This window comes from Rahnella sp. AN3-3W3, assembly GCF_003263545.1.
In the GTDB taxonomy this organism is placed as follows: Bacteria; Pseudomonadota; Gammaproteobacteria; order Enterobacterales; family Enterobacteriaceae; genus Rahnella; species Rahnella variigena.
Window position 1 is genome coordinate 106967 of record NZ_JYDG01000001.1, and the last position, 22628, is coordinate 129594.

At 52.3% G+C, this 22628-nt stretch carries 18 protein-coding genes; 5 read left to right on the plus strand and 13 right to left on the minus strand.

The window, feature by feature from the left end; all coding sequences use genetic code 11:
- Nucleotides 1-141: 141 nt before the first annotated feature.
- Nucleotides 142-1653: an anion permease gene (locus tag UC15_RS00505; protein WP_112286617.1), complete on the minus strand. Its 1512-nt coding sequence runs from the start codon at nt 1651-1653 to the stop codon at nt 142-144.
- 772 nt (nt 1654-2425) lie between these two features.
- Between UC15_RS00505 and UC15_RS00510 the strand changes: the two genes are divergently transcribed.
- Together UC15_RS00510 and UC15_RS00515 are read left to right on the plus strand one after the other, a co-directional pair.
- The gene (locus UC15_RS00510; RefSeq protein ID WP_112286618.1) at nt 2426-5203 is read left to right on the plus strand and encodes a flavocytochrome c; all 2778 of its coding nucleotides are present in this window, start codon (nt 2426-2428) and stop codon (nt 5201-5203) included.
- A 23-nt stretch (nt 5204-5226) separates the two neighbouring features.
- Entirely contained in the window at nt 5227-6189 is a 963-nt protein-coding gene (locus UC15_RS00515; RefSeq protein WP_112286619.1) for an FAD:protein FMN transferase, read from the plus strand.
- On the opposite strand, the gene dcuR is transcribed toward UC15_RS00515, so the two are convergent.
- The 5 genes from dcuR to UC15_RS00540 all read right to left on the minus strand — a co-directional run bounded on the left by dcuR (nt 6183) and on the right by UC15_RS00540 (nt 13412).
- Complete coding sequence (gene dcuR, locus UC15_RS00520) at nt 6183-6902, minus strand: two-component system response regulator DcuR (RefSeq protein ID WP_112286620.1); 720 nt, start codon at nt 6900-6902, stop codon at nt 6183-6185. The genes UC15_RS00515 and dcuR overlap by 7 nt on opposite strands.
- A complete protein-coding gene (locus UC15_RS00525; protein WP_112286621.1) occupies nt 6899-8518 on the minus strand; it encodes a sensor histidine kinase in 1620 nt (539 codons plus the stop codon). The genes dcuR and UC15_RS00525 overlap by 4 nt, the downstream gene beginning before the upstream one ends.
- Before the next feature lie 183 nt (nt 8519-8701).
- The gene (locus UC15_RS00530) at nt 8702-10345 is read right to left on the minus strand and encodes a carbohydrate porin (protein ID WP_112286622.1); all 1644 of its coding nucleotides are present in this window, start codon (nt 10343-10345) and stop codon (nt 8702-8704) included.
- Nucleotides 10346-10400: 55 nt separating this feature from the next.
- Entirely contained in the window at nt 10401-11792 is a 1392-nt protein-coding gene (locus UC15_RS00535; RefSeq protein ID WP_112286623.1) for an MFS transporter, read from the minus strand.
- Between the two features lie 45 nt (nt 11793-11837).
- Nucleotides 11838-13412, minus strand: a complete 1575-nt coding sequence (locus UC15_RS00540) for a family 78 glycoside hydrolase catalytic domain (RefSeq protein ID WP_112286624.1) — start codon at nt 13410-13412, stop codon at nt 11838-11840.
- 217 nt (nt 13413-13629) lie between these two features.
- On the opposite strand from UC15_RS00540, the gene UC15_RS00545 reads away from it, so the two are divergent.
- Complete coding sequence (locus UC15_RS00545; RefSeq protein WP_112286625.1) at nt 13630-14448, plus strand: helix-turn-helix domain-containing protein; 819 nt, start codon at nt 13630-13632, stop codon at nt 14446-14448.
- 50 nt (nt 14449-14498) lie between these two features.
- Here the strand turns inward: UC15_RS00545 and UC15_RS00550 are convergent, their stop codons facing one another.
- Nucleotides 14499-14816 carry an RcnB family protein gene (locus UC15_RS00550; RefSeq protein ID WP_112286626.1) on the minus strand — a complete coding sequence of 106 codons (318 nt, stop codon included), beginning with the start codon at nt 14814-14816 and terminating at the stop codon, nt 14499-14501.
- Nucleotides 14817-15065: 249 nt separating this feature from the next.
- Here UC15_RS00550 and UC15_RS00555 point away from each other — a divergent pair, with 249 nt between their 5' ends.
- Complete coding sequence (locus UC15_RS00555; RefSeq protein WP_112286627.1) at nt 15066-15974, plus strand: SDR family oxidoreductase; 909 nt, start codon at nt 15066-15068, stop codon at nt 15972-15974.
- A 364-nt stretch (nt 15975-16338) separates the two neighbouring features.
- Nucleotides 16339-16560, plus strand: a complete 222-nt coding sequence (locus UC15_RS00560) for a hypothetical protein (RefSeq protein ID WP_112286628.1) — start codon at nt 16339-16341, stop codon at nt 16558-16560.
- Between the two features lie 2 nt (nt 16561-16562).
- Here the strand turns inward: UC15_RS00560 and UC15_RS00565 are convergent, their stop codons facing one another.
- Genes UC15_RS00565 through UC15_RS00590 form a run of 6 tightly spaced genes read right to left on the minus strand, consistent with a single transcriptional unit; the run spans nt 16563 to nt 22518 of the window.
- On the minus strand, nt 16563-17213 hold the full coding sequence (locus UC15_RS00565) for a flavin reductase family protein (protein ID WP_112286629.1): 651 nt from the start codon (nt 17211-17213) through the stop codon (nt 16563-16565).
- A 1-nt stretch (nt 17214) separates the two neighbouring features.
- Nucleotides 17215-18639, minus strand: coding sequence for a M24 family metallopeptidase (locus tag UC15_RS00570; protein WP_112286630.1), 1425 nt, complete (start codon nt 18637-18639; stop codon nt 17215-17217).
- A gap of 35 nt (nt 18640-18674) precedes the next feature.
- On the minus strand, nt 18675-19505 hold the full coding sequence (locus UC15_RS00575; RefSeq protein ID WP_112286631.1) for an ABC transporter permease: 831 nt from the start codon (nt 19503-19505) through the stop codon (nt 18675-18677).
- Complete coding sequence (locus UC15_RS00580; RefSeq protein ID WP_181955523.1) at nt 19498-20328, minus strand: ABC transporter permease; 831 nt, start codon at nt 20326-20328, stop codon at nt 19498-19500. The genes UC15_RS00575 and UC15_RS00580 overlap by 8 nt, the downstream gene beginning before the upstream one ends.
- 6 nt (nt 20329-20334) lie before the next feature.
- Entirely contained in the window at nt 20335-21387 is a 1053-nt protein-coding gene (locus UC15_RS00585) for a PotD/PotF family extracellular solute-binding protein (protein WP_112286632.1), read from the minus strand.
- Nucleotides 21388-21402: 15 nt separating this feature from the next.
- Nucleotides 21403-22518 (minus strand): ABC transporter ATP-binding protein, encoded by a 1116-nt coding sequence (locus tag UC15_RS00590; RefSeq protein ID WP_112286633.1) that lies wholly within the window; start codon nt 22516-22518, stop codon nt 21403-21405.
- Nucleotides 22519-22628: the final 110 nt, after the last annotated feature.

Genomic DNA, 22628 nt, shown 5'->3' on the forward strand with positions numbered 1-22628 from the left:
TCGGTATAGCAGAGGTATTCAGGGCGACGTTTATATTCGTTCTGTATGTTGCAGCCAAGTACACAGGCTGGCAACGGGGTTTATATGTTTTCTTTCAGTAAATGCTCTGTTAATGCTTTGTGGGTGATTTTATCGCCACAATCAGAACATCATCACCATCCACGGATAACCGATTACCAGTAAAGCAATCAGGAAGATGGCACCAAAGATTGTCCCGAGACGCCAGTAATCTTTGGTTGGCAGATAACCGCTGCCGTAATAAATCGGGCTTGGACCGGTACCGTAAGGTGTGATGATCCCCATAACACCCAGAGACGTCACCATCAGCAGACAGAATACCTGCATATTAATACCCGGAATGGCGGCACCAATAGTCAGCATAGCCGGTAACAGCGCGGTGGTGTGCGCCGTGGTGCTGGCGAACAGGTAATGCAGCAAATAAAACGCCAGCAGCAGAGCAATCGTCGCCGCACCCGGGGAAATACCGCCCATCAGCGCTGCGCCTTCTTTACCCAGCCAGGTGATGAAACCGGTGCGGGATAAGCCGTCGGCCAGTGCCACCAGTGTGGCGAACCAGGCAAAAGTGTTCCAGGCGGGTTTGTTGCTGGTGATGTCGTTCCAGTTCAGCACACCGGTCCACAGCATCAGCACCACGACCAGCAGTGCGGCCATTGCCGGTTCAATGAAGCTGGCTGCGAAAATCCACATTGCCAGCGCACAGCACACGAATACCAGCAGCAGGATTTCATGACGGGACATTTTGCCCAGTTTCGCCAGTTCAGCGGTCGCCCAGCGAGGTACTTCGTCATTGATTTTCACTTCCGGCGGGTAGAACCAGTACGCCAGCAGCGGCATGGTCAGCAGAAGCAACAGACCGACCGGCAGGAAGGCGATGAACCAGGTGCCCCAGGAAATGTTGATACCGGTTACGCTGTTCACGATGCCCAGCGCCAGCAGGTTTGGTGCCAGTGCAGACAGGAACATGGAACTGGTGATACAGGCTGCGGTAATCGCCACCCACATCAGGTAAGAACCAATTTTACGTGCGCTCGGGTCATTCGGTTTTGAACCGTACAACGGCGGCAGGTTGGCAATGATCGGGTAGATTGTGCCGCCGCTGCGCGCGGTGTTGGAAGGCGTAAACGGTGCCAGTAATAAGTCAGCGAAGGTGATGGCGTAACCGAGCGTCAGGCTGCGGCGACCCAGATATTTCACCAGGATCAGCGCCAGACGGCGGCCAAACTGGGTTTTATCGTAGCCGGCAGCAAACATGAACGCGCCGAAGATCAACCAGACCGTGGAGTTACCAAAACCACTGACGGCCCATTTGAAGGACTGTGCTGCGGTTTTGAATTTAGGATCCGCCAGCTCAGCCGGGCTGAACAACAACCACTGGCTGAACAGGGCGATGACCACTACACCGGTCAAGCCGATAACGGCACCCGGCAAGGGTTCGAAGATCAGGCCAACAATGACGCCCACGAAGATGGCGAAGAAATGCCATGCATAAGGTTCAAGCCCGGCAGGCACCGGAACCAGCAGCAACAACACCGACACCAGCACGGGAAGTATCATAAAGATCCAGCGATTTTTTTTGCCGGGTTCGGCTTTTTTCGCTGGCTCTTTCACCGCAGTTTTTGTTATTTCGCTCATAATATTTATCTTAGGTAGTTAGGAATATTGTGATGATGCATAGGTAAGATGTTGTTCTGGTTTTTTTAGTTACTTAATATTTTCTTTAGTTATTCAATAGTGGCATGTTCATTGCCTCATTATTGTTATTTTTGTCTGATAACTCTTATTCCCCGTAAGAGGGAGGAAATGTTTATATAATGCGATTTCCCTATTTTTAACTGTTGATCTTGATCAAGAAAATACGGGGCTGAATTGTTTTTTAAATCGAATAAAACAAAAGAACAGGCTTTATCTGATTAATTATGGCGAGACAGGAGGGCGACATCGTTTGCGGGCAGTATTCTGGAAGTGTTCGGGGAGTAGATCAGCAAAAACGGAGTAGGGCAAATGAGAGGCATTCACAGTGTTGAGCTACATCCGCAGGTTGTCTTCAGGCTTTCATGCGCCACTTGTCAGCGGCTGAACTTCATGATCTGCCGGAGGATAAGGGCGGCAGGATGTAATAATATTCTCATCAGTTAAATACAATTACGCCCGTAGTTTACAGGAATGTGATTATTTAATTTGTTAGTTAACATATTTTTAATATAACAGGCATTAAGTTAATAGATAAATAGTTAATTAACTAATGTTAGAGGTTTAGAAAGTAAAAATAAAACTATATTAATAAGCATGATTCCGGCTTTGAAATAATACAACTAATAATAAATAAACATTTCAACACGCTTCACAAAAATAGCGCGCCGGTGACGAATTCAGATTTAAAACCTTAAAGTTTGGAGTCACTATTATGAGCAACAACGATCTGCTATTGAGCCCGTTTACTTTACCGAATGGCACTGTGCTGAAAAATCGCATTCTGATGGCGCCAATGACCACCTGCACCGGTTTTTATGACGGCACCGTCACCAGCGAACTGGTCGAATACTACCGTGCTCGCGCCGGCAGCATCGGTACGGTGATTGTTGAATGCTGTTTTGTAGATGACAAAGGCCTGGCATTCCCGGGCGCCATCGGTATCGACAACGACGCTAAAATCGACGGACTGGCGAAAATCGCTGCCGCAGTGAAATCTCAGGGTTCAAAAGCCGTTCTGCAGATTTATCACGGCGGCCGCATGAGTGAGCCAAAACTGATTGGCGGCCAGCAGCCTGTCGCGCCAAGTGCATTAGCAGCACCGCGTGAAGGTGCAGCCACACCTGTCGCGCTGACCGCAGAAGAAGTCGACGGCATGATCGCCAAATTTGGTGAAGGCGTGCGTCGTGCCATTGAAGCCGGTTTCGACGGCGTAGAAATCCACGGTGCCAATACCTATCTTATCCAGCAATTCTTCTCTCCGAATTCCAACCAGCGTGACGACAAATGGGGCGGCAGCCGTGAAAACCGCGCACGTTTCCCGCTGGCAGTGCTGGACATTACGCATGAAATGGCGAAGAAATACGCCGACGACTCTTTCATTATTGGTTACCGTTTCTCTCCGGAAGAGCTGGAAGAACCGGGTATCCGTTTTGCCGACACTATGTACCTGCTGGAACAACTGGCAGCGCGGGGTCTGGATTATCTGCATTTCTCCCTCGGTTACTCGCTGCGTCCTTCCATTGTCGATACCACGGATCCGACACCGCTGATCGACAAATACGTCGCAATGCGTTCCGACACACTGGCAAAAATTCCGGTGATGGGCGTGGGCGGCATCGTCAATAAATCCGATGCGGATATGGCGCTGGAACACGGCTACGACATGATTGCTATCGGTAAAGCGTGTATCGCCTATCCGGACTGGGCTGACCGTATCGCCGCCGATCAGAAACTCGATCTGTTCATCGACAGCACACAACGCGAAGCGCTGACCATTCCTGAGCCGCTGTGGCGTTTCTCGCTGGTGGACGCGATGATCCGCGACATGAGCATGACGTCGAAGAAATTTAAAGCCGGTGTGTTCCAGGAAAAAGTGCAGGATCCTGCACACGAACTGGCGATCAGCGTCAGTCTGGAAACCGACCGCATTGCGGATATCGCGCTGGAAGCAGGTGCGGATCTGGATGTGGAATTCACCACCAGTTTTGAAATTATCCGTACCCGTATTCTGGACGCCAACAGCCCGCACGTTGATGCGGTGACCGGCGCGACCGAACAGAGCGAAGCGGTGAAAAAAGCGGTATCCAAAGCGATCGCTAAATCGTGCAAGGCTCAGTTACTGGAAGAGGGCGGCAGTCTGAATGAGCCACAAAACTACGACGTTGTAGTGGTGGGCAGCGGCGGCGCAGGTCTGGCGGCGGCAATTCAGGCGTGTGACGAAGGGGCGAAAGTCCTGATTGTTGAGAAAATGTCTACCATTGGCGGTAACACCATTAAAGCGTCGGTTGGTATGAACGCCGCAGAAACCCGCTACCAGAAACTGAAAGGCATCGAAGACAGCAAAGAGCTGTTCTATCAGGAAACCCTGAAAGGCGGCCAGTTCAAAAACAATACTGTGTTGCTGAAAGAGTTCATCGAACGTGCGCCGCAGGCGGTGGAATGGCTGGCTGAGCACAATATTGAACTGAGCGACATCACCATTACCGGCGGGATGAGTATCGACCGTACGCACCGTCCGGCGGATCGCAGCGCAGTTGGCGGCTTCCTGATCAGCGGCCTGGTGAAGAATCTCAACAAACGCAATATCGACGTCATGCTCGACACTTCTGTCACTGAAATCCGTTATGCCGATGGCGCGGTGCAGGGCGTGAATTTGCTCAATGATGAAAACGAAGTGCTGGTGGTTAACGCCAAAAGCGTCATTGTCGCTACCGGCGGTTTCAGCGCCAACCGCGATATGGTTGTGAAATACCGCCCAGAGCTGGACGGTTTCGTCACCACCAACCACAAAGGCGCGACCGGCAGCGGTATCGCTATTTTGCAAGATATCGGCGCTGGCACGGTCGATATGGGTGAAATCCAGATCCACCCGACCGTGGAACAGACGACGTCTTACCTGATTTCAGAAGCCATTCGCGGCGGCGGTGCGATTCTGGTCAGCCAAGCAGGCAAACGCTTCTTCAATGAAATGGAAACCCGCGACAAAGTCTCGGCGAACATTATCGCGTTGCCGGAGAAATTTGCTTACGTGGTGTTTGATGAGCAGGTGCGTCTGAACAACAAAGCGGCTGATGAATACATCGCCAAAGGCTTTGTGATCAGCGGCAATTCGCCACGCGAACTGGCGGCAAAACTGGAGATGAACTCAGACGCTTTCCTGGCGACGCTGGAAAGCTATAACGTGGCCGTTGATAAGCAGGATGACGTGGAGTTTGGTCGCCGCACCGCGCTGCGCCACCCAATCAATCAGGGGCCATTCTATGCAATCCGTATCGCGCCGGGCGTACATCACACCATGGGCGGCGTGACCATCAACACCGACACCTGCGTGCTCGATGCGCAGCAACAGGTGCTTGGTGGCGCATTTGCGGCGGGTGAAGTGGTCGGCGGGATCCACGGCGGTAACCGTATCGGCGGTAACGCCGTTGCAGATATCATTATCTTCGGTATCCTTGCAGGACAAAACGCCGCGAAATTCGCGATGCGGTAACCGTTTATCATCAAGGTAATACAATGACGCCAGACGATCGTGTTTATGCTTATTCCACTGTTTTGATGGGTTCGCCCATTCTTCTCAAGCTGTTTGAACATAACGAGAGTCTGGCGTCTGGCGTTTTCAGGCTGATTAAACATCAGGAAAACACCTTCACGGTGAATCGCCCGCATTCCGATATCATGGCGATTAATCATGCCGCCGGACGTGACCCTGTCACTGTCAGCCCACCGGTGTTTGAGTTAATCCGTCGCGCTAAAGCCATCAGTTGCCTGCCAGACAGCAATTTCAATTTCACTATCGGCCCGCTGGTTAAGTGCTGGAAAATCGGCTTTAGCGGTCACAGCATTCCGGCAGCTCAGGATCTCCAGACGTTACTTGCGTTGACAAATCCCGAAGATGTGATCCTCGATGAACAAACCCGTTCGGTGTTTCTGCAACAGGCAGGAATGGAAATTGACCTCGGCGCGATTGCTAAAGGTTATATCGCCGATGTGGTGCGTGATTATCTGCGTGAACAGCAGGTTGAGAACGCGTTAATCAATCTGGGCGGGAACGTACAGACGCTGGGTGCCGGTGCAGAAGGGGCGTGGGCAATTGGCCTGAAAAAACCGTTTTCCGAGCCGGATACGCTGATTGGGGTAATCAACGTTATCGGTAAATCGGTCGTGACGTCTGGTATTTACGAACGTTATTTCGAGCTGGAGGGTCACTGTTATCACCATATTCTCGATCCGAAAACCGGCTATCCGCTGGATAACGAACTGCTCAGCGTAACCATTATTTCAGAAGATTCGATAGACGGGGATATCTGGACAACGTTGCTATACGGAATGGGCGTGGAGAAAAGTCTGGCGTATCTGAAGCAGATCCCGCACATCGAGGCGATTTTTGTCACCCGCGACGGGCAGATTATTTTGTCATCGCAGCGGCAGTTTACCTTCACGCCGCTGGATGACAGTTACCGGATCACGATTTACTGACAATACTGTTTTAACAGCGAATAGTGATCGGCCTGCAAACGGTAGCGGTAAACCGGGCGGCCGGTGACACCGTAGTGAATGCTGGTAAAGAGAATGTTCATCTGCGCCAGCCAGATCAGGTATTTACGGCACGATACCCGCGAAATATTCACCGAACTGGCCAGTTCATCCGTGGAGAATTCCATGGTCGGATGAGCATCAATCCACTGACACAACGTGCGCAATGTCTGCGGCGTTAAACCTTTCGGCAGCTTTTTGGTGTCCGCAGCGGCAGGATTACTTCCGTGGATCAACCGGTCAACGTCAGACTGCTCGTAATACTGCTGATTATCCATCAGCGTTTTTTTCTGCTGCCAGCCGGTCAGTGCTTCCTCAAAACGGGAGAACTGGAACGGTTTTATCAGATAATCCACCACGCCATAATTCAGCGACTTCTTGATGGTTTCCGCATCAGCGGCTGAGGAAATCACAATCACGTCGATTGGCCGGCGGGCATTGCGCAGTTCAGGCAGTAAATCCAGCCCGTTGTCCTGCTGCATATAAACGTCGAGCAGAATCAGATCGATAGACAGCTCTGAATTCAGAACCAGATCTTTCGCCTGTTGCAGCGTCGATGCCGTACCGCAGCACGTAAAACCTTCTATCTGGCCAACATAACAGCGGTTCAGCTCTGCTACCATGGCGTCGTCGTCAACTATCAGCACATTGATCAAGAACTTGTCCTCTCCGCATCCCAGGGAAGTTGTACAAAAAATTGGGTGTAAACGTCAGGCTCTGATTCGACATTAATCGAACCGCCCAGGCTTTCGACCTGCTGTTTAGCCAGGAACAGGCCCATACCGCGTTGATAGCCTTTTGACGACACCCCTTTTTCAAAAATGGATTCAATATTTTCCGGCTGAATGCCCGGACCATCGTCACTCACGATGCACGCCAGCTGTCCGTTCTGATAATGCAGCAACACGCTGACTTCACCATCAGGCTGCTCACCGAGTGCGTCCAGTGCGTTTTCAATCAGATTGCCGAGCACGGTGATCAGCGCAGCCACCTGATCTTCATTATTGTTGTCCGGCAACAGGCTGTCATCGCTGAGCGTCAGCAAATGCCGGGTATCAGACGCGCGGTTAATTTTGCTCAGCAGGAAACCGGCAATCACCGGAGATTTAATTTTCAACAGCAGGGAACCGATTTCCGCCTGATAATTATTGGCCGTTTTGAGGATGTAATCCTCAAGTTGCGCGTAACTTTTCATATGCAGCAATCCGAGGATCACGTGCAGCTTGTTCATAAATTCATGCGATCTTTCACGCAACGAATCGGCATAGTTTACCATGCCGCTCAGACGCTGCATTAACTGGCTGACCTCGGTTTTATCCCTGAAGGTACAGATAGCGCCAATAATCACGCCGTTGTTGCGTACCGGCACCGTGTTGCTGAGCAGTAAACGGCCTTTGAAATTGATCTCTTCGTCACGGCGCGGCACACCGGTATTCACCACGTCCCGCAGATTGGCGATCAGCGGCAGAGTGCTTTCATCCGGTGTCACGTCTTTAGCGGTTTCCTGAAATATTTGCCGGGCAGTCTGGTTAATCAGCGTGACATGCGCCAGATCGTCTACGGCGATTATGCCTTCTTTGATCGACTGCAACATCGCCTGACGCTGTTCGAACAGCGTCGAAATTTCATAAGGTTCCAGCCCGAACAGGATGCGTTTGAGCATTCTCACCAGACAATACGTGCCAAGTGCGCCGACAATGATGCCGAACAGCACCGTCCACAGAATACTCCAGCGGCTCTTGTTGATTTGCTCGGTGACTTTGACCAGCGAAATCCCGATGGCGACCACGCCGATTTGTTTGTGATTGTTGTCATAGACCGGCGTGAAAACCCGCAGCGCTTCATCAAGCGTGCCTTTATTGATCGAGACGTTCTCTTTGCCGAGCAGTGCCGGATTGATGTCATCGCCGATAAAATGATGATTGATCACATCCGCATTCGGATGCGAATAACGGATGCCGTCCATATTGGTGACTACGATAAACAGCAGATCGTTACGTTTTTGGACGGAGCTGGCGATCGGCTGAATGATATTGCTGTCAGGCGGCAGAAGCAGGGCGCGTTTGGTTTCCGGCAGATCCGCCATGGTGCGGGCCACGGCCAGTGCTTTATCTTTCACGCCGTCGCGGGTGGTATCGCTGACCTGCACAAAATACAGCATATGCACGACCAGCAACACGGAAGCTATCACCGCGCTGACCATCAGAATGACCGATGTGCTGAGTTTCATGGGGTGCTTGCGCACGGGATGGCGTTGCTGCGAGTCGCTCATGGGAGCCCCGGAGAGAAGAGAGCCAAATGCTCATTGATGATTTTGACAGTTCGCGTTGTTCGTCCGGCGGTCTGGCGTTGAACACTGCATGAACCATCCCTGTTCACGCATAATGATATGACTATTTGTCTGATATTTCCGCTATTTAATACTTTCAAAAGTGGGATTCACGGGGAATCTTCATCAGAACCAGATCTCAGTTTGCACCCCGAAGTTCCAGTTTCCGCCTGCGGTGAAGCCTGCACTGCCAAAATCATCGTTCACCGCATAACGATCCAATTCTTTATCCCAGTTCATGTAGGTGACAAAGAAACGAATTTCAGGGCGCGCTTTGATATCGAACACGTCGCCGACCTTGAATGTCGGAGCAAAGGTCAGTTTGTAGAAATCTCCTTTTACAGCCTGATACGCATCAATATCTCCGTCATTGTTGTAGGTTCTGCCGTTAGGATTGAGATCCATATATTGCCACGAGGCTTCATAAAGCAGCGCGAAGTTCTGCGTGATGGCCTGGGAGGCACGAAGGTTGAATGTTGCCCAGTCATAACGGTCGCCATTGCGGTAACGATCCTCACTGTGTTGTGCAATTACTGACGGCGCGATTTCCCAGTTTTTCGACACCGGCAGAATACCGTAAGACGCGAACCTGACTGACATGGCATCACGGGTCAGATCTCCATCGCTGCCCGGTTGCCGTGCTTCTGCACCAAGACCGTGACCGAACTGTAATGCACTTTCTGAGCTGCCCGGCAATACACCATAGAACCGCTCTTTATCATGATAAGCCAGCATCGCGTAATACCCATGTTGCGCGGTGTTGTCACTGCGCAGCGCGTAACTGCCGGTGGTGGAGGTGTTGTCTTTCAGCTCATCGTTACCCTGCGCCGCCATGCCGGTCAGCATCAGTTGCCAGTTATCATAGAAACTGTTAGCGGTAAGCATGACGTTTTGCACATCGTTGTCGTTATAGCGGTCACTGCCAAGATCGCCAAAATTGCGGGCATAAAGGGAGAAATCGTTTTTGAAGTGCGGTGTCCATTGCACGTCATTAATCCCGCCACCGGTGCCGCCGAGGAACATGATGTCGCTGTCGGTGAAGTGGATATCAAAATTATCCCGGTCGAACCTTTTGCCTGCCCAGAGAGTGGCGTTTTTAACCGGCCCGCCAAAACTGGGTAAATCCGCCATTTCGACATAAAGCTGACGCACATTCAGATGATGGCTGTCGTTATCCTGAACCCACGGATCGGGATTGTTTGCCCCGTCGGCCAACATGGTTTTAAACCGTGCTTTCGAGCCATCATCAAACTGAAGATGTTTGATAAAACTTAATTCTACGTAATTATCTTTTTCATTACCCAGACGCCCGACATGGGCATCGCCGCCAATAGAGCTGGCCGGAGACACGCCCGGTCCACCGCGGGCACCCCGTCCGTTACTGTTGATTAACATGCCCGACCGCGCGTAACCGGAGAATTCAAATCCATTGTCTGCGGGGTTGGTCTTTGCGGACACCAGAGCGGTATCGTCAATTTTTTTGCCCGTTTCCGCAGTTTGTGCCTCAACGGCTGACGTGCGGTTTTCCAGTTGTTGCACCCGGTTTTCCGCCATCCTGGCACGGGCATCGGCATCACGGGTTTGCTGTTCAGCCTTTGTGGCGCGTAACTTCGCCTGTCTGGCATCATTTTCAGCCTGATTTAATCGTTGCTCCAGCAAAGCCAGACGCTGTTCTACCGTTAACGTATTTCCGGCTGCGAAACTGATTGCCGGCGATGCCATGCCGATAAAAAGACATGACATTCCTGCGTAAATTGTCGTTAAACGCATAGCGAACCTTTATTGTTATTTGAGGTTATTGTTGAAAGGGCAGTTTATTTTTATTTTAAAGGTTATTAACTGTTTGTGGTGCTACCTTTCGTCCGGAATTATTGTCGTTTTCAGTTTTTCTTTTATCCAGTTCGGATTTAATTTTCTCATAATTATCATCGAGCCGGTAATAACACCCTATCCAGAACATTGAGCAGAGAATAAGGGCAGCAGGGATATACAGATAACAGGCTTTGATGGCCAAAAGTGCCTGCGGGTTTTGCGCATGGTTAGCGACATACCCGCCCGCAGAGAGCAGGATGCCGCTGATTGCGCCTGCGCCAGCCATAGCCACCTTACCGAGGAATCCATTAATGGAGGTCAATATGCCTGCGGTGTTAATACCGGTTTTCCATTCGCCATAATCGACAGGATCAGCCTGCATTGAAAAATAGATCGCCGTGCGTTGCCCCGCACCAATTGATAATATTGTTGCCCCTGCAAGTAAGCCTGTAATGGCGCTGCCGGAAAATATCATAACTATCATGCCGGCTAAGTTAATCGCGCAGGATAATAAATAAACGTGCCGCTTTTTCATTCTCGCTGCCATAAAGGGCACGGTTAATGTGCCTAATAACGGAACAAAGGTTGAAATACCTGCAGCAATAGCAGTGATATTTGGATCACCGACATAATAATTAAAGAAATAGACCAGCGCGCCAGTCTGGAAAAAGAAAGCGCCCCACATCAGGAAAATATTAACGGCAAAAACAAACCACGGACGGTTATGTCGCAGACTGGTCCACGCCCGGCTAAGGGTCATTCTTTCGTTATGCACGTTGATGCTTTCTTTGACGTTGGCAAAGCTCAGTAGCAGGAAAAAGATGGCAATCCCGCCGAAGATCATCGCGGTATACAGGAAGCCGGACTGCTGATTGCCGTTGCCGAGCGAATGAACCAGCGGCAGGGTGGCGACGGCCACAATGGTTGAGCCAAGCGATCCCATGACAATACGCACCGCTGAAAGTGTGGTGCGTTCTCTCGAATCATTGGTGATAAAAGGCAGCATGGCGCAGAAGGGGATATTCACCAGCGTGTAAAGGAATGAGAGGCACAGATAGGTCAGGAATGCATACCAGAGTTTGCCTGTCAGACCGAAATCCGGGACATAAAATGCCATCACGCATAACAACCCAAAGGGCACTGCGCCAATCAGCAGATAAGGACGGCAGCGTCCCCAGCGGGTATAAGTGTTGTCGATCACCAGTCCCATCAGGACATCGGCGACACCATCCACCAGCCGCGTGACTAAAAACATCAGTCCGGCGTAGTAGGCGGGCAATCCCATAATGTCGGTATAGAAGAACATCAGATAGAGCGAGATCATTTGCCAGACGAGGTTACAGGACAAATCTGCGATCCCATATCCCAGGCGTTGCCGCCACAGGGAAAATGTTGTGTTTTGCATGGTTTATTCTCTTCAGGGTGGAGGTTATTGTTATTTTTTAAAACGTTATAACCCGTATTTGCGAATGAAATAAGCGGGGGTACAGCTCCATGCATGACAGTAGCTGTTAATCAGTTTGCTGCCATACGGAGAAAAGTCAGGGCGTTTCGGGTCATATAATTCCCAGAACGTATCCGCACCGGCCTGAACCATGCCGCCCCAATATTTTTTTATTTCCTGCACTGCGCGGCTTGTCTGCCCTACGCTTATCAGTGCATCAATGAAATGGTGCATCATGTAGGGGGTATTCATGCCGGTCTCCGGTGGTGTGGTCAGCAGATTCGCCATGATGCGGGCACGAAATTCCTCTTCCCCCACACCAGCCAGCACCAGCCAGACCTGAGAGGCACAGGAGATTTGCGCCTGAGTGCCGCTGACAAAAAAGCCTTTTTCTTCGTCCCACAGTTCATTTCTGGCCGCCGCATCCAGACGTCCGATTTGCTGATCCAACCAGGCGACACGGGGGTGATCACATCGCTGCGCCAGTTCCCGCCCTTTTTTAAGGCAGTAAATCAGCACGCCCTGTGCAGGCGCTTGTTTATTCAGTGATTCATGCCAGTCGATAAATGCCCACCAGTCTTCGCTGTCGTGCAGAATGCCATTTTTGCCGACACGCTCAAGAGCTAGTTCCATCTGCCGTACTGCGGTTGGCCAGAGGTCATTCTGGGTCGTCAGGTCGTCCGTTGCCTCTATGTAGTCGGCGAGCGTTGCGACAAAAAAGAGGGCGTAATCAAGTAAAAAAGTATCGTCTGCGATGATCTCGGGTTTCATAAACAAGTTCGATGAAACCATGCCATCTTCACGGGTCACTCCTGCGAACAAATACAGGCAGCGCCTGACCAGATCGTTCTGGCCGTAGGTCTGGTAATTGACCAGCGCCTGCAACCGTAAATCACCCAGCCATAACCTGCGGTCACGTTTTGGGCCGTCTTCAAACACCTCCTGCATACAATTACGTAAGGTAAGTACGCTGACCTGATCGATCTGACCCAGCAGGGCATCCGGATGGTTCAGATTTTCAAGTGCGGAGGGATCTGCTGACGTCACCGTCATGAGATGAATGTCGCTAAGGCGCAGCGAAAATTTAGCAGAGGTCGATATCACTTTAATTTTGACGTAGCGGCAGCAATAGCGGCGGGGCAAACGGACATGCGCGGGCAACACATCCAGATAGAGATCTTCCTGTTGCAACCAGCTACTGCTAAGCCAGCCATCATAGTCACTGAAGGGTTCGGCGATTTCCGCAGGTGTTTCACCAAAAATGAATTGCAGATGGGCCGGGGCGTCAGGCGGGCTTCCGGCGGCCTCACAGCGCAGGCTGAAGTAACCGACGCAATGCGTTCCTAAATCGACAACGATTTCTTCCCCCGGACCGAATTCCCGGTTTGCCAGTCCGGCCGGCGTACCGCAGGAATCGGTGCGCCAGCCGTGGATCTGCGAGGCATCGGGGACAGCATTTACCAGACTTAACGCCGGACAGCGATGCTGTTGCAACGCAGGTACGAGGCTGGCTGCGGTAGAAAGAAAGTGGGTGTTGCGCTGAAAAATCACTTCGCTGTTTTTTTGAATTCCCTGGGACATGCCTGATTCCTGATCGATATTGTGGTGGCAATCAGTGTGCACCCGGCGGGAGCGGCCAGCTATTCTGAGATTGCCAGCCAGAGGGCAGGGATGGCAGCCAGAGTGGGGTAGTTAAGGTAATGATCACAAATTCCGAAAACAGATTCGCCGCCCTGAAGGCAATAATTTATGTTGGCTGCCTGCCCGGATATGTTAACGAAAAGAGATAACGTGCCCTATGGAGAAGCTCAGAGTTGAAGCCTATTTTCCGTCTGCTGATGAGAAACTTTCGGTCTATTCCAGTGACCCGGAAGATAATAACAGTGAGCATTGTCATGATTTCAACGAACTGGTGATCGTGGATAGCGGGCACGGCCTGCACGTGATCAATGGCAAACCTATTTTTATTCAGGAAGGGGACGTTTTTTTTGTCAGGGACAATGACTACCATTTCTATGATGAGCTGGGCACGCTGAAACTGATTAATGTGCTTATCAACCCGCAAACTCAGTTCAATTATCTGACCAATACGGAAAGTTTATTGTCCCGCTTTTCAGCCAGCGAAGGCAGCCATTACGGCTGGCTGTTGCCTGACGTCAAAAATCATTGTCGCGGTCTTGTCGGTCAAATGTTTGCCCATAACCGGGAACAGGATCCTCAGGCGTTACAACAGGAGGGCCTTTTTTTTCAACTGATCATGAATCTTGTGAATCAGCAGGAAACCGGGGATCGCAATCATACCCAATACAAACTGCACCGTATGCTTGGTTATCTGCAGGAACACTGTTTCACCGAGATTAACTGGACAGATGTGGCGGATGAATTTTTGCTGACCCAACGAACGCTGTTCCGGCGCATTAAGGAAACCACGGGCATGACGCCGGAAAATTACCTGAAAAGATTACGGCTGGTTTCTGCAAGGGTGAAAATTAAAAATACCGAAACGTCCATTACAGATATCGCTTTTATGTGCGGGTTCTCCAACAGTAATCATTTCACCACATCCTATAAGCAGGTCTTTGGCCTGACGCCTTCGCAGGAAAGAAAAAAGGCCTGAATCTCTTCAGGCCCTTATCTTTGCAATTCGCAGAGTCGTTTACTTGCGGATCACTGGAAGTAAATATCACCGTTTTCGGCTTTGAGGATTTTGCCGTCGGTATCGGTGATCAGCGCGTAGCTGCCGCCGATATAAGTCCAGTGGCTGCCTGCATCCGGGGCAGGCAAATGACGTTCCTGCCAGCCGACGATTTCGTAAGGCTTGGTGCGGTACAGCGCCGGAACCTGGTCGCCAATCGCATACAGTTTGGAATCATCGTAGAACGATTTGATTTCATGCGAGTTTGACGCGGCAAACGCCGTATTGGCCAGAGGTAACACTGAAGAAACAACCAGAGCAGATAACATAACAATTTTAAAATGACGCATAGATTATCCCGTTTAAAACCATCAACTTAATGCGTGCCTCGGTGATATGCTGCCAGTCCATTGTATGAGTCATAAAGCCAAAGCCTGTGCTTTTTCTGTAGGACAGGATAATAACGAGAAAGTGTCCTGATGACGGGGCGTTTTTTTGTGTCGAAATGCAAATGATTTCAGAACTGTCCGTTAGTGCAAACGCCCGTCGAAATTTCTTCTAGCCTTATAGTTCACTCATTTTTCAAATAAGGAATGTTGATGAGCAATCAAAAAATGATTCCCGACTCACTCAATGCGCCACATGTGGACGCTTTCCCGACACCGCCGTTCGAACGCCAGAAACAACCGTTTCCCGGACTCGCCAGCAAAATGAAGCCGGTTCCCGATCACGGCGAGAAGACCTATAAAGGCAGCGGGCGGCTGAAAGGGCGTAAAGCGCTGATCACTGGCGGTGACTCCGGCATAGGCCGCGCAGTGGCGATTGCGTTCGCCAGAGAAGGGGCGCAGGTGGCGATCAATTATCTGCCTGACGAAGAACCTGATGCGAAAGAAGTAGTTGAATTGCTTGCAGGTGAAGGGCTGAAAGTGGTGACGCTTCCCGGCGATATCCGTGATGAAAAATTCTGTCAGCAACTGGTGAACGACGCTGCAGAAAAACTCGGCGGCCTGGATTTGCTGGTCAATAATGCCGGTCGCCAGCAGTTCTGCGATTCTATTAAAGATCTGACGACCGAAGCGTTTGATGCCACCTTTAAAACCAACGTTTATGCCATGTTCTGGATAACCAAAGCAGCGCTGGAATTTATCCCTCGCGGCGGTTCGATTATCAATACCTCCTCGGTTCAGGCATTTTTACCAAGCGATAATCTGCTCGATTATTCTCAGACCAAGGCGTCTATCGTGGCGTTCACTAAAGGTCTGGCTAAACAACTGGCGCCTGAGGGCATCCGCGTGAATTCAGTTGCGCCGGGCCCGTACTGGACGGCGTTGCAGGTTTGCGGCGGTCAGCCTCAGGAAAAGGTCGAATCGTTCGGTGAACAGGCTCCGCTGAAGCGTCCGGGACAACCGGCGGAAATCGCGGGTATGTATGTGACGCTGGCTTCGCAGGAAAGCAGCTATGCCTCGGGGCAGGTCTGGTGCTCTGACGGCGGCACCGGTACGTTGTAGTTTTCATTCGCTGCGATGACAGAAAAAGTCACCGGCGTCTGCCGGTGACGTCGTGGTTTGAAGGGAGCAATCTGCGGATTATTCCTATTTTTCATCACGCAAGCAAAGTCGCCTCGCGGACAATGTAAAGGAAGCTATGATTGATTCATCTGTACCACGCTACAGATAACCACTGCATTTAATCCTTGTGTCTGTCTGTGATTGCCCGCCGTCGTGCGGGCTTTTTTTTTGTGGGATTTCTGACCAGTTAACGAAAAAAAGCCACTTTCCGTTTGAAAACCCTGAGTTTTACTATGGACAATGAGAATTATCTAATTATGCTATATTTAACTTAAATATTTATTCTTATTGCCGGACCCGTCACATGCCAGATATCAGGATTGTCTGCGAACAATGCGGCTCAGACCGCTTCGTCGCCAGCGCAAATACACCTTTCGCTGAACAGGTGAATGCTATTATCTGCGCAGTCTGTTCGCATCCGGTCAGGGTGGATGAAGTCGTCATTTTCAGAGAAGGGACCTATATCAGCGGGATCTACGACAACTTCCCCGCTGGCATACCACGAATGAATGATTTCGATATCTGACGTTATAATCCCCGTGCGGCCCATTCCTCCGGCGTCAGCGTTTTGACATCAAACTGGTCACGTGTGCGGGTGTAAGTGTGACCGCCCATTCTTCCGATAGCATCCATTATCTGCTGGTCGATGTGCAGATTCGACGGGTCAACCGCATCGCTGCGGACGTACACACCAAGCACTTCACCGAGAATAATTTCACGCGCCGGTCCCACCTGAAGTGTGGTGTGACGACGGCATTCCAGCGCCGCCGGTGCTGCGAGAATACGGGGACTTCTGACCATCAGCCCCGGCGTGGTATCCAGCCCCGCTTCTTTAAGTTCATCTACCTCCGGTCCGAATTTAATGGCACAGATTTCCATCTGACTGACCAGCGCATCATCGACGATATGAACCGTAAATTCGCCGGTTTCACGGATATTGCGCGCGGTATCTTTAAAGCGCATATCGGCATAATTTTCTACGCCTATCGCCACAATCGCAGGGTCATGCGTCAGGACATTGAAAAAGCTGAAGGGCCCGGCATTCGGCACGCCGTCCTGACTGACGGTCGTGACCAGCGCGACAGGACGTGGGATCACCGTGCCGATCAGGATTTTGTACCGCTCACGTTCCGTCAGCTGTGCAAAATCAAAATGAGTGTGCGAAGAAGGTCGGGTCATATCAGTTTCCTGCCGTAACGCGATGGGTTTCAAGTGGCGTGTGGCGGCTCAGATTTTCAAAACCGTCTTTAGTGACAACGTAACAATCACCGATATTACAACCTGCGGACAGCGGCTCAAGCCACTGAGTATGCAGGACAAACACCATGCCTTCTTCCAGTGTGTCGTAATTATGCGACGAAATATTAAAGCTGTTCTGCGCACCGGCCATGCCGACGGAATGCCCGAGATTGGGATTGTGCGGGCCATGCGTCGCCGGATAAACATGCATCAGCTTGCGCCCCTGTGCTTCCCAGTCGATATCCTGCACATACTGATGCGGTATCAGCCGTGCGTTGCCATCCGGCATCGGTGCCCAGTTATAAGGCATGGTCCGCGCCTCCGGTGAGGTCAACATGCCGCGCTCAATCATCGGAACGAAGGCGGCATTGTTGATATCACGCATTAATGCACCCGGACGGATCAGCTTTTCTGCCTGTTTCACACCTTCGGTACAGGCGGCGAGTACGTCTTCCTGATGCGGTGTGATGTCGCCGACCGCAATCATTCTGGCCGTTTGCGCGGTATAACCCCGGCATGTCACGTTGGAAATATACAAATTGATCAGATCGCCCGGACGGACAACATGGCCGTAAGGTTTGCCGCAATGCGTGCCAAACTCGTTGATACCAATCTGATACCCGTCGCCGGTTTCGCCTCCGGCTGCCAGCTGAGCAAAAGAAAACGCCGCGTAAATTTCATGATCTGTCACACCCGGTCTGGCGACATGGTAGGCGGCCTGTGTCCCGAGGCTGATCATCTGCGCTGCGCCACGAAATAACGCAATCTCACGCGGTGAACGGACTTTTTGCAGACGATCCAGAATGGCGTTATCGGCCAAGTATTTGCATTTTGGCGTTAGCGATCCGAGTGCCGCCCAGAAGGTCAGGGATGTACGGTCACCGATTATGCCAATCTGCGCAGCGGTCAGTGCGAAACGGGCAAGTACCTGCGCACATTTCTCCGCTGTTTTAATCACTGAATCGCCAGGACGGTCGGCGTACTCGCGCCCGATGGGCCCGATTTGCCAGATTTCATCCACCAGCACCGGTTCGCCACCCGGCGGCAGCAGCACGGATTGTGTGAAGAACGAGAGCAATACCAGCGGCTGATGCGAATCCGTGGGGATGATCAACACACCTTCGCGCATCCAGTCGCAGATATAACGCAGATACGCATTCGACGCATGGAACCAGCCGACGCTGCCGGCGTGAACCACGATAGCATCGTGTCCGGCTTCGACCGCCTGACGGCGGATTTTACGCAGACGTTCTTCAAACTCTTCCACTGGCAGAGGAAGCGGGGCGGTGAAATCGAAATCTGGCTGAAAATCCGCCAGCAACTGTCCGATGCGGGAGCCGTTGGCCATCGTCGCATGAGTGTTCATAGGGTCTTCCTTACATCAAAAAAAGAGTCAGTGAGTTATGAGTTTTCAGCGGCAGGACGCGGTGCCAGAACCCGACGGGCAACCAGCAGGCCGAGTAATGTGACGGCGATGAGGATCCCGGAAATAGCCGCCACACGCACATCCAGCGATTCTTCAATCAGCGCAAACATGCGCAGAGGCAGTACCGTGGTTTTGGCATCCGCAAGGAACAGCGAAACCGACACGTTGTCGAGCGACTGGATAAACACCAGAAACGCGCCGGCCAGTATCCCCGGCAGCAACAGCGGTAACGTGACGCGGCGCAGCGTCATAAACCAGCTGGCGCCCATGGTGGTAGAGGCTTCTGCCAGCGAAGGGTTGATCCCTTGCGCAACTACCGACGCCGCGCGGTACATCAGCGGGCCAAATACCACTACATGCCCGATCACCGTAAGCCATAGCGACGGCTGAAAGCCGATGAAGTTCGCCACAATCAGCGCCGCCAGCCCGTAAACCAGACTCGGCAACACCAGCGGCGCGAGCAGCAGCGGTTCGATAGTGCTGACGCTGCGGCGCTTCATACGGGTCATGCCGATAGTGGCGGGAACCGCGAACAGCAAGGCACCAAGCACGGCCAGACCGGCGATTTTCAGCGAGTTCCACGCTGCGGTCTGTTCAGTGGCCGAACGCACCGGATCCAGCAATGCTTCGTACCAGCGCAGGGAAAAACCCTGCGGCGGGTATTTCAGCGTCTGGCCGGAGGTAAACGACATCATCAGCGCGATGACAATCGGTGCCACCAGATAGATGACGCACAGCGTGCCGAAGCCATACACGAACAGTTTGTAGAGCAGCGCCGGAAGCGGGTTTTCTCGTGTTTTAAGCATGACCGACCAGTCTCCTGTGGCGTGAAATCATGGTGAGCGCAACCAGCAGGCAGCCCGTGGAGAGCAACAGAACCACGGCGATGGCCGAGGCCAGCGGCCAGTCGAATAGCGTACCGACTTCACGGTAAATCAGCTGCGGGACGTATACATTTCGCGCGCCGCCGATCACCGCCTGAGTGACGAAAGAGCTGCTGGTGCTGGCAAAAACCAGGATCCAGCCCGCCAGCAGACCCGGCAACATCAGCGGCAGCAGCACGGTCACCAGAATGCGCCACGGCCCGGCACCTGATACCTGCGCCGCTTCGGTAAGCTGATACGGCGTGCGGGAGAGAATGGCAATCAGCGGCAAAATGATCAGTGGCAGATCAATCTGACACATCGCCATTACCAGCCCGAGTTCGGTAAACATCAGGCTGACCGGCATACCGGTAATGCCCATCGCCATCAGCGCCTCGCTGATCGGCCCCTGACGCCCTAGGATCACAATCCAGGCAAACGTGCGCACCACGTTGCTGGTCAGCATCGGAATGAGGGTCAGGAAAATCAGGATCTGCCGCAGATTGCGTCCGCCATGCCAGTAAAGCAGGGCAATCGGAATGCCCAGCAGAGTGGTGCCGATAACCGTTTCGATACCGAGCCGCGCAGTGTTGACCAGTACGCGGAAATTAAACGCATCCCCGAAGAAACGGGCGTAATGATCCAGCGTCATTCCGCCGTTGCCGGTAAAGCTGAAACCGACCAGCACGGCGAGTGGCGTCGCAAAAAATGCCACGGAAAGTAATAACATCGGTACGACGTAAGGGAAGCCGCTCTGCTTCATCATTCCACCTCAGCCTGCAACCAGTGTGTCGAACTGGCGGATCCAGTCATCACGGTTTTTGTTAATTTCTGCCCAGTCCGGATAGACCAGGGTTTTAAGCTGTTCGCGGGTGACATAGGCGGAAATCGCCGGGGTCAGTGCCACGTTTTTGTTGGTCGGGAACATCTCGGTCGGCGGCTGTTCCAGTTGCTGCTGTGCAGACTGGGAAATGGCGGCATCCATATAGGCGTAGGCGGCGTCGAGATTTTTGCTGCCTTTGGTCAGATGAATATTGACCGGCGCGGCCGGAGAGCCGGTTTCCGGATGCACGAATTCCGCATTCAGGCCAAGGCTTTTCAGGCGCGCCACGTTGCTGGTGCTGCACATGAACACCGCGATTTCGCCCTGCTGGAACAGCGTCATCTGATGGTTGGTGCTGTCCACCACGCCTTTGAGTTGCTCAGGATGTTCCTTGAAAAGCTTAAACACGGCGGCCATATCCGCTGGCCCATTGCCGTAAATTTTGGCGATTTCGGTGTAGGCCATCACGGCGGTATTCGAGGCAAAACCGGTCCACGACACCAGCCCTTTGTAAGCCGGATTTTCAAACAAATCGCGATACCCTTTTGGTCGCGGCACCAGATCCGGGTTATAGGCGATACCGTTCACTTCCACGGTTACGGTCGGGCCGTATTCGCCCTGGAAGGACGGATCGAGCAGGTCCCAGTTTTTCAGTCTGGACGGGTCAATTTTCTGGATAAGATCGTTCTGAACCGCAATCGTCATTTGCCCCGGCGACATCAGCAAGGTGTCATAAGGCGGATTCCCTGAGCTGGCCATGATTTTAGCCAGCTGATCCTGTGCCATGGCTGGTGCGATGGTCAGGTCAAAGCCTTGTTTTTTCAGCACCGGTGTAAGAACGTTGCGATAGGCATCTTCCCAGTTTCCGGGGAAGGTGGCCGCGACTGCACTGCCGCCGGTAGATGCACTCGCAGCACGTAACGGAAAAGGCAGCATTGTGGAGGCTGCAACACCTGCCATGAGATAACCGAACCGGCGACGACTGATTTCAAAGTCTTTCATAAAGCTCACCTCTGTTTATTCACTGATGAATTCCGGTTCAGCCGGAAAGGCATGACACCTTGCGGTATCGATTTCTGCGAAAAGTTGTGACCCTGGTTCAGGGATGAACGTCGACGGACCTCTGACTTCGGACGCGCGCAGGCTGGTCCCGTCTTCCAGAATCAGGTCGTGAACCAGCGAGGGGCCGAGCGGCACCGAGACGGTCATCCGTGCGGGTTGGGTGTTTTCACCCGGCAGCGCGGATAAACGCACTTCTTCCGGACGGAAGGTGATGGTGACCCGAGAACCCAGAGTGAAATTCAGACGGCGCGGCAGGCGAAGCTGCCGGTTATCCGCCAGGCCGATGACGGTGGTGTCGAGTTCAAAACGCAGCACCGTACCGTGCAGCAAATTGGCCTGCCCGATGAAAGTGTTCACGAACAGTGTCTTCGGACGGTCATACACGGTCATCGGCGTATCAATTTGTTCGACGTTGCCTTTGTTCATCAGCACCAGACGGTTTGCCAGACTTTGCGCTTCTTCCTGATCGTGAGTGACGATCAACGTGGTGATGCCGAGCGTTTTTTGCAGATGCAACAGCTCCACCTGAAGATCGAAACGCAATGCACGATCCAGCGCGCCAAACGGCTCATCGAGCAGCAGAAGTGAAGGACGACCGGCGATAGCACGGGCGACGGCGACACGCTGTTGCTGTCCGCCGGATAGTTCGCGCGGCAGCCGGTTGCCGAAATCATTCAGCCTGACCAGTGACAGCATTTCTTCCACACGCTGCTTACGGGCGGCACGGGAAATCCGCTGACAGGCCAGCGGATAGGCGATGTTCTCGGCAACAGTCAGGTGCGGGAATAACGCATAGTTCTGGAACACCATACCGATCCCCCGGCCTCTGGCTGACACATCGGCCAGATCCTGATCACCGAGCACGATCTTGCCGTTCTTCGGCTGGATCAGACCGGCGATAGCCCTCAGCACGGTGGATTTGCCACAGCCGCTCGGCCCCAGCAACGCCACAATCTCGCCTGCTTCTATTGAAAATGACACATCACTGATGGCGTTCTTTCCACCGTAACTGTGAGTCAGGCCGTGAACGTTCAGGCGTTTGCTTTCAGTGGTGTTTTGCATGTCTGGCATATGGCTTCCCGAATCTGAGTCGTGTGCTTGAAAAAGAAATAGCAAACGGCGTGCCAGAATCGAATATGCTCGGCAGGTTAAAATTCAACCCGTTGAAAAACAGACGTTAA

Bases quoted from the DNA above. Each gene is read 5' to 3' on its own strand.
- UC15_RS00565 (WP_112286629.1), bottom strand. From the start codon at position 17,213: ATGACCCGACCTTCTTCGCACACTCATTTTGATTTTGCACAGCTGACG.
- UC15_RS00535 (WP_112286623.1), bottom strand. From the start codon at position 11,792: ATGCAAAACACAACATTTTCCCTGTGGCGGCAACGCCTGGGATATGGG.
- UC15_RS00570 (WP_112286630.1), bottom strand. From the start codon at position 18,639: ATGAACACTCATGCGACGATGGCCAACGGCTCCCGCATCGGACAGTTG.
- UC15_RS00505 (WP_112286617.1), bottom strand. From the start codon at position 1,653: ATGAGCGAAATAACAAAAACTGCGGTGAAAGAGCCAGCGAAAAAAGCC.
- UC15_RS00545 (WP_112286625.1), top strand. From the start codon at position 13,630: ATGGAGAAGCTCAGAGTTGAAGCCTATTTTCCGTCTGCTGATGAGAAA.
- UC15_RS00555 (WP_112286627.1), top strand. From the start codon at position 15,066: ATGAGCAATCAAAAAATGATTCCCGACTCACTCAATGCGCCACATGTG.
- UC15_RS00540 (WP_112286624.1), bottom strand. From the start codon at position 13,412: ATGTCCCAGGGAATTCAAAAAAACAGCGAAGTGATTTTTCAGCGCAAC.
- UC15_RS00560 (WP_112286628.1), top strand. From the start codon at position 16,339: ATGCCAGATATCAGGATTGTCTGCGAACAATGCGGCTCAGACCGCTTC.
- UC15_RS00515 (WP_112286619.1), top strand. From the start codon at position 5,227: ATGACGCCAGACGATCGTGTTTATGCTTATTCCACTGTTTTGATGGGT.
- UC15_RS00590 (WP_112286633.1), bottom strand. From the start codon at position 22,518: ATGCCAGACATGCAAAACACCACTGAAAGCAAACGCCTGAACGTTCAC.
- UC15_RS00575 (WP_112286631.1), bottom strand. From the start codon at position 19,505: ATGCTTAAAACACGAGAAAACCCGCTTCCGGCGCTGCTCTACAAACTG.
- UC15_RS00510 (WP_112286618.1), top strand. From the start codon at position 2,426: ATGAGCAACAACGATCTGCTATTGAGCCCGTTTACTTTACCGAATGGC.
- UC15_RS00525 (WP_112286621.1), bottom strand. From the start codon at position 8,518: ATGAGCGACTCGCAGCAACGCCATCCCGTGCGCAAGCACCCCATGAAA.
- UC15_RS00580 (WP_181955523.1), bottom strand. From the start codon at position 20,328: ATGATGAAGCAGAGCGGCTTCCCTTACGTCGTACCGATGTTATTACTT.
- UC15_RS00550 (WP_112286626.1), bottom strand. From the start codon at position 14,816: ATGCGTCATTTTAAAATTGTTATGTTATCTGCTCTGGTTGTTTCTTCA.
- UC15_RS00530 (WP_112286622.1), bottom strand. From the start codon at position 10,345: ATGCGTTTAACGACAATTTACGCAGGAATGTCATGTCTTTTTATCGGC.
- UC15_RS00585 (WP_112286632.1), bottom strand. From the start codon at position 21,387: ATGAAAGACTTTGAAATCAGTCGTCGCCGGTTCGGTTATCTCATGGCA.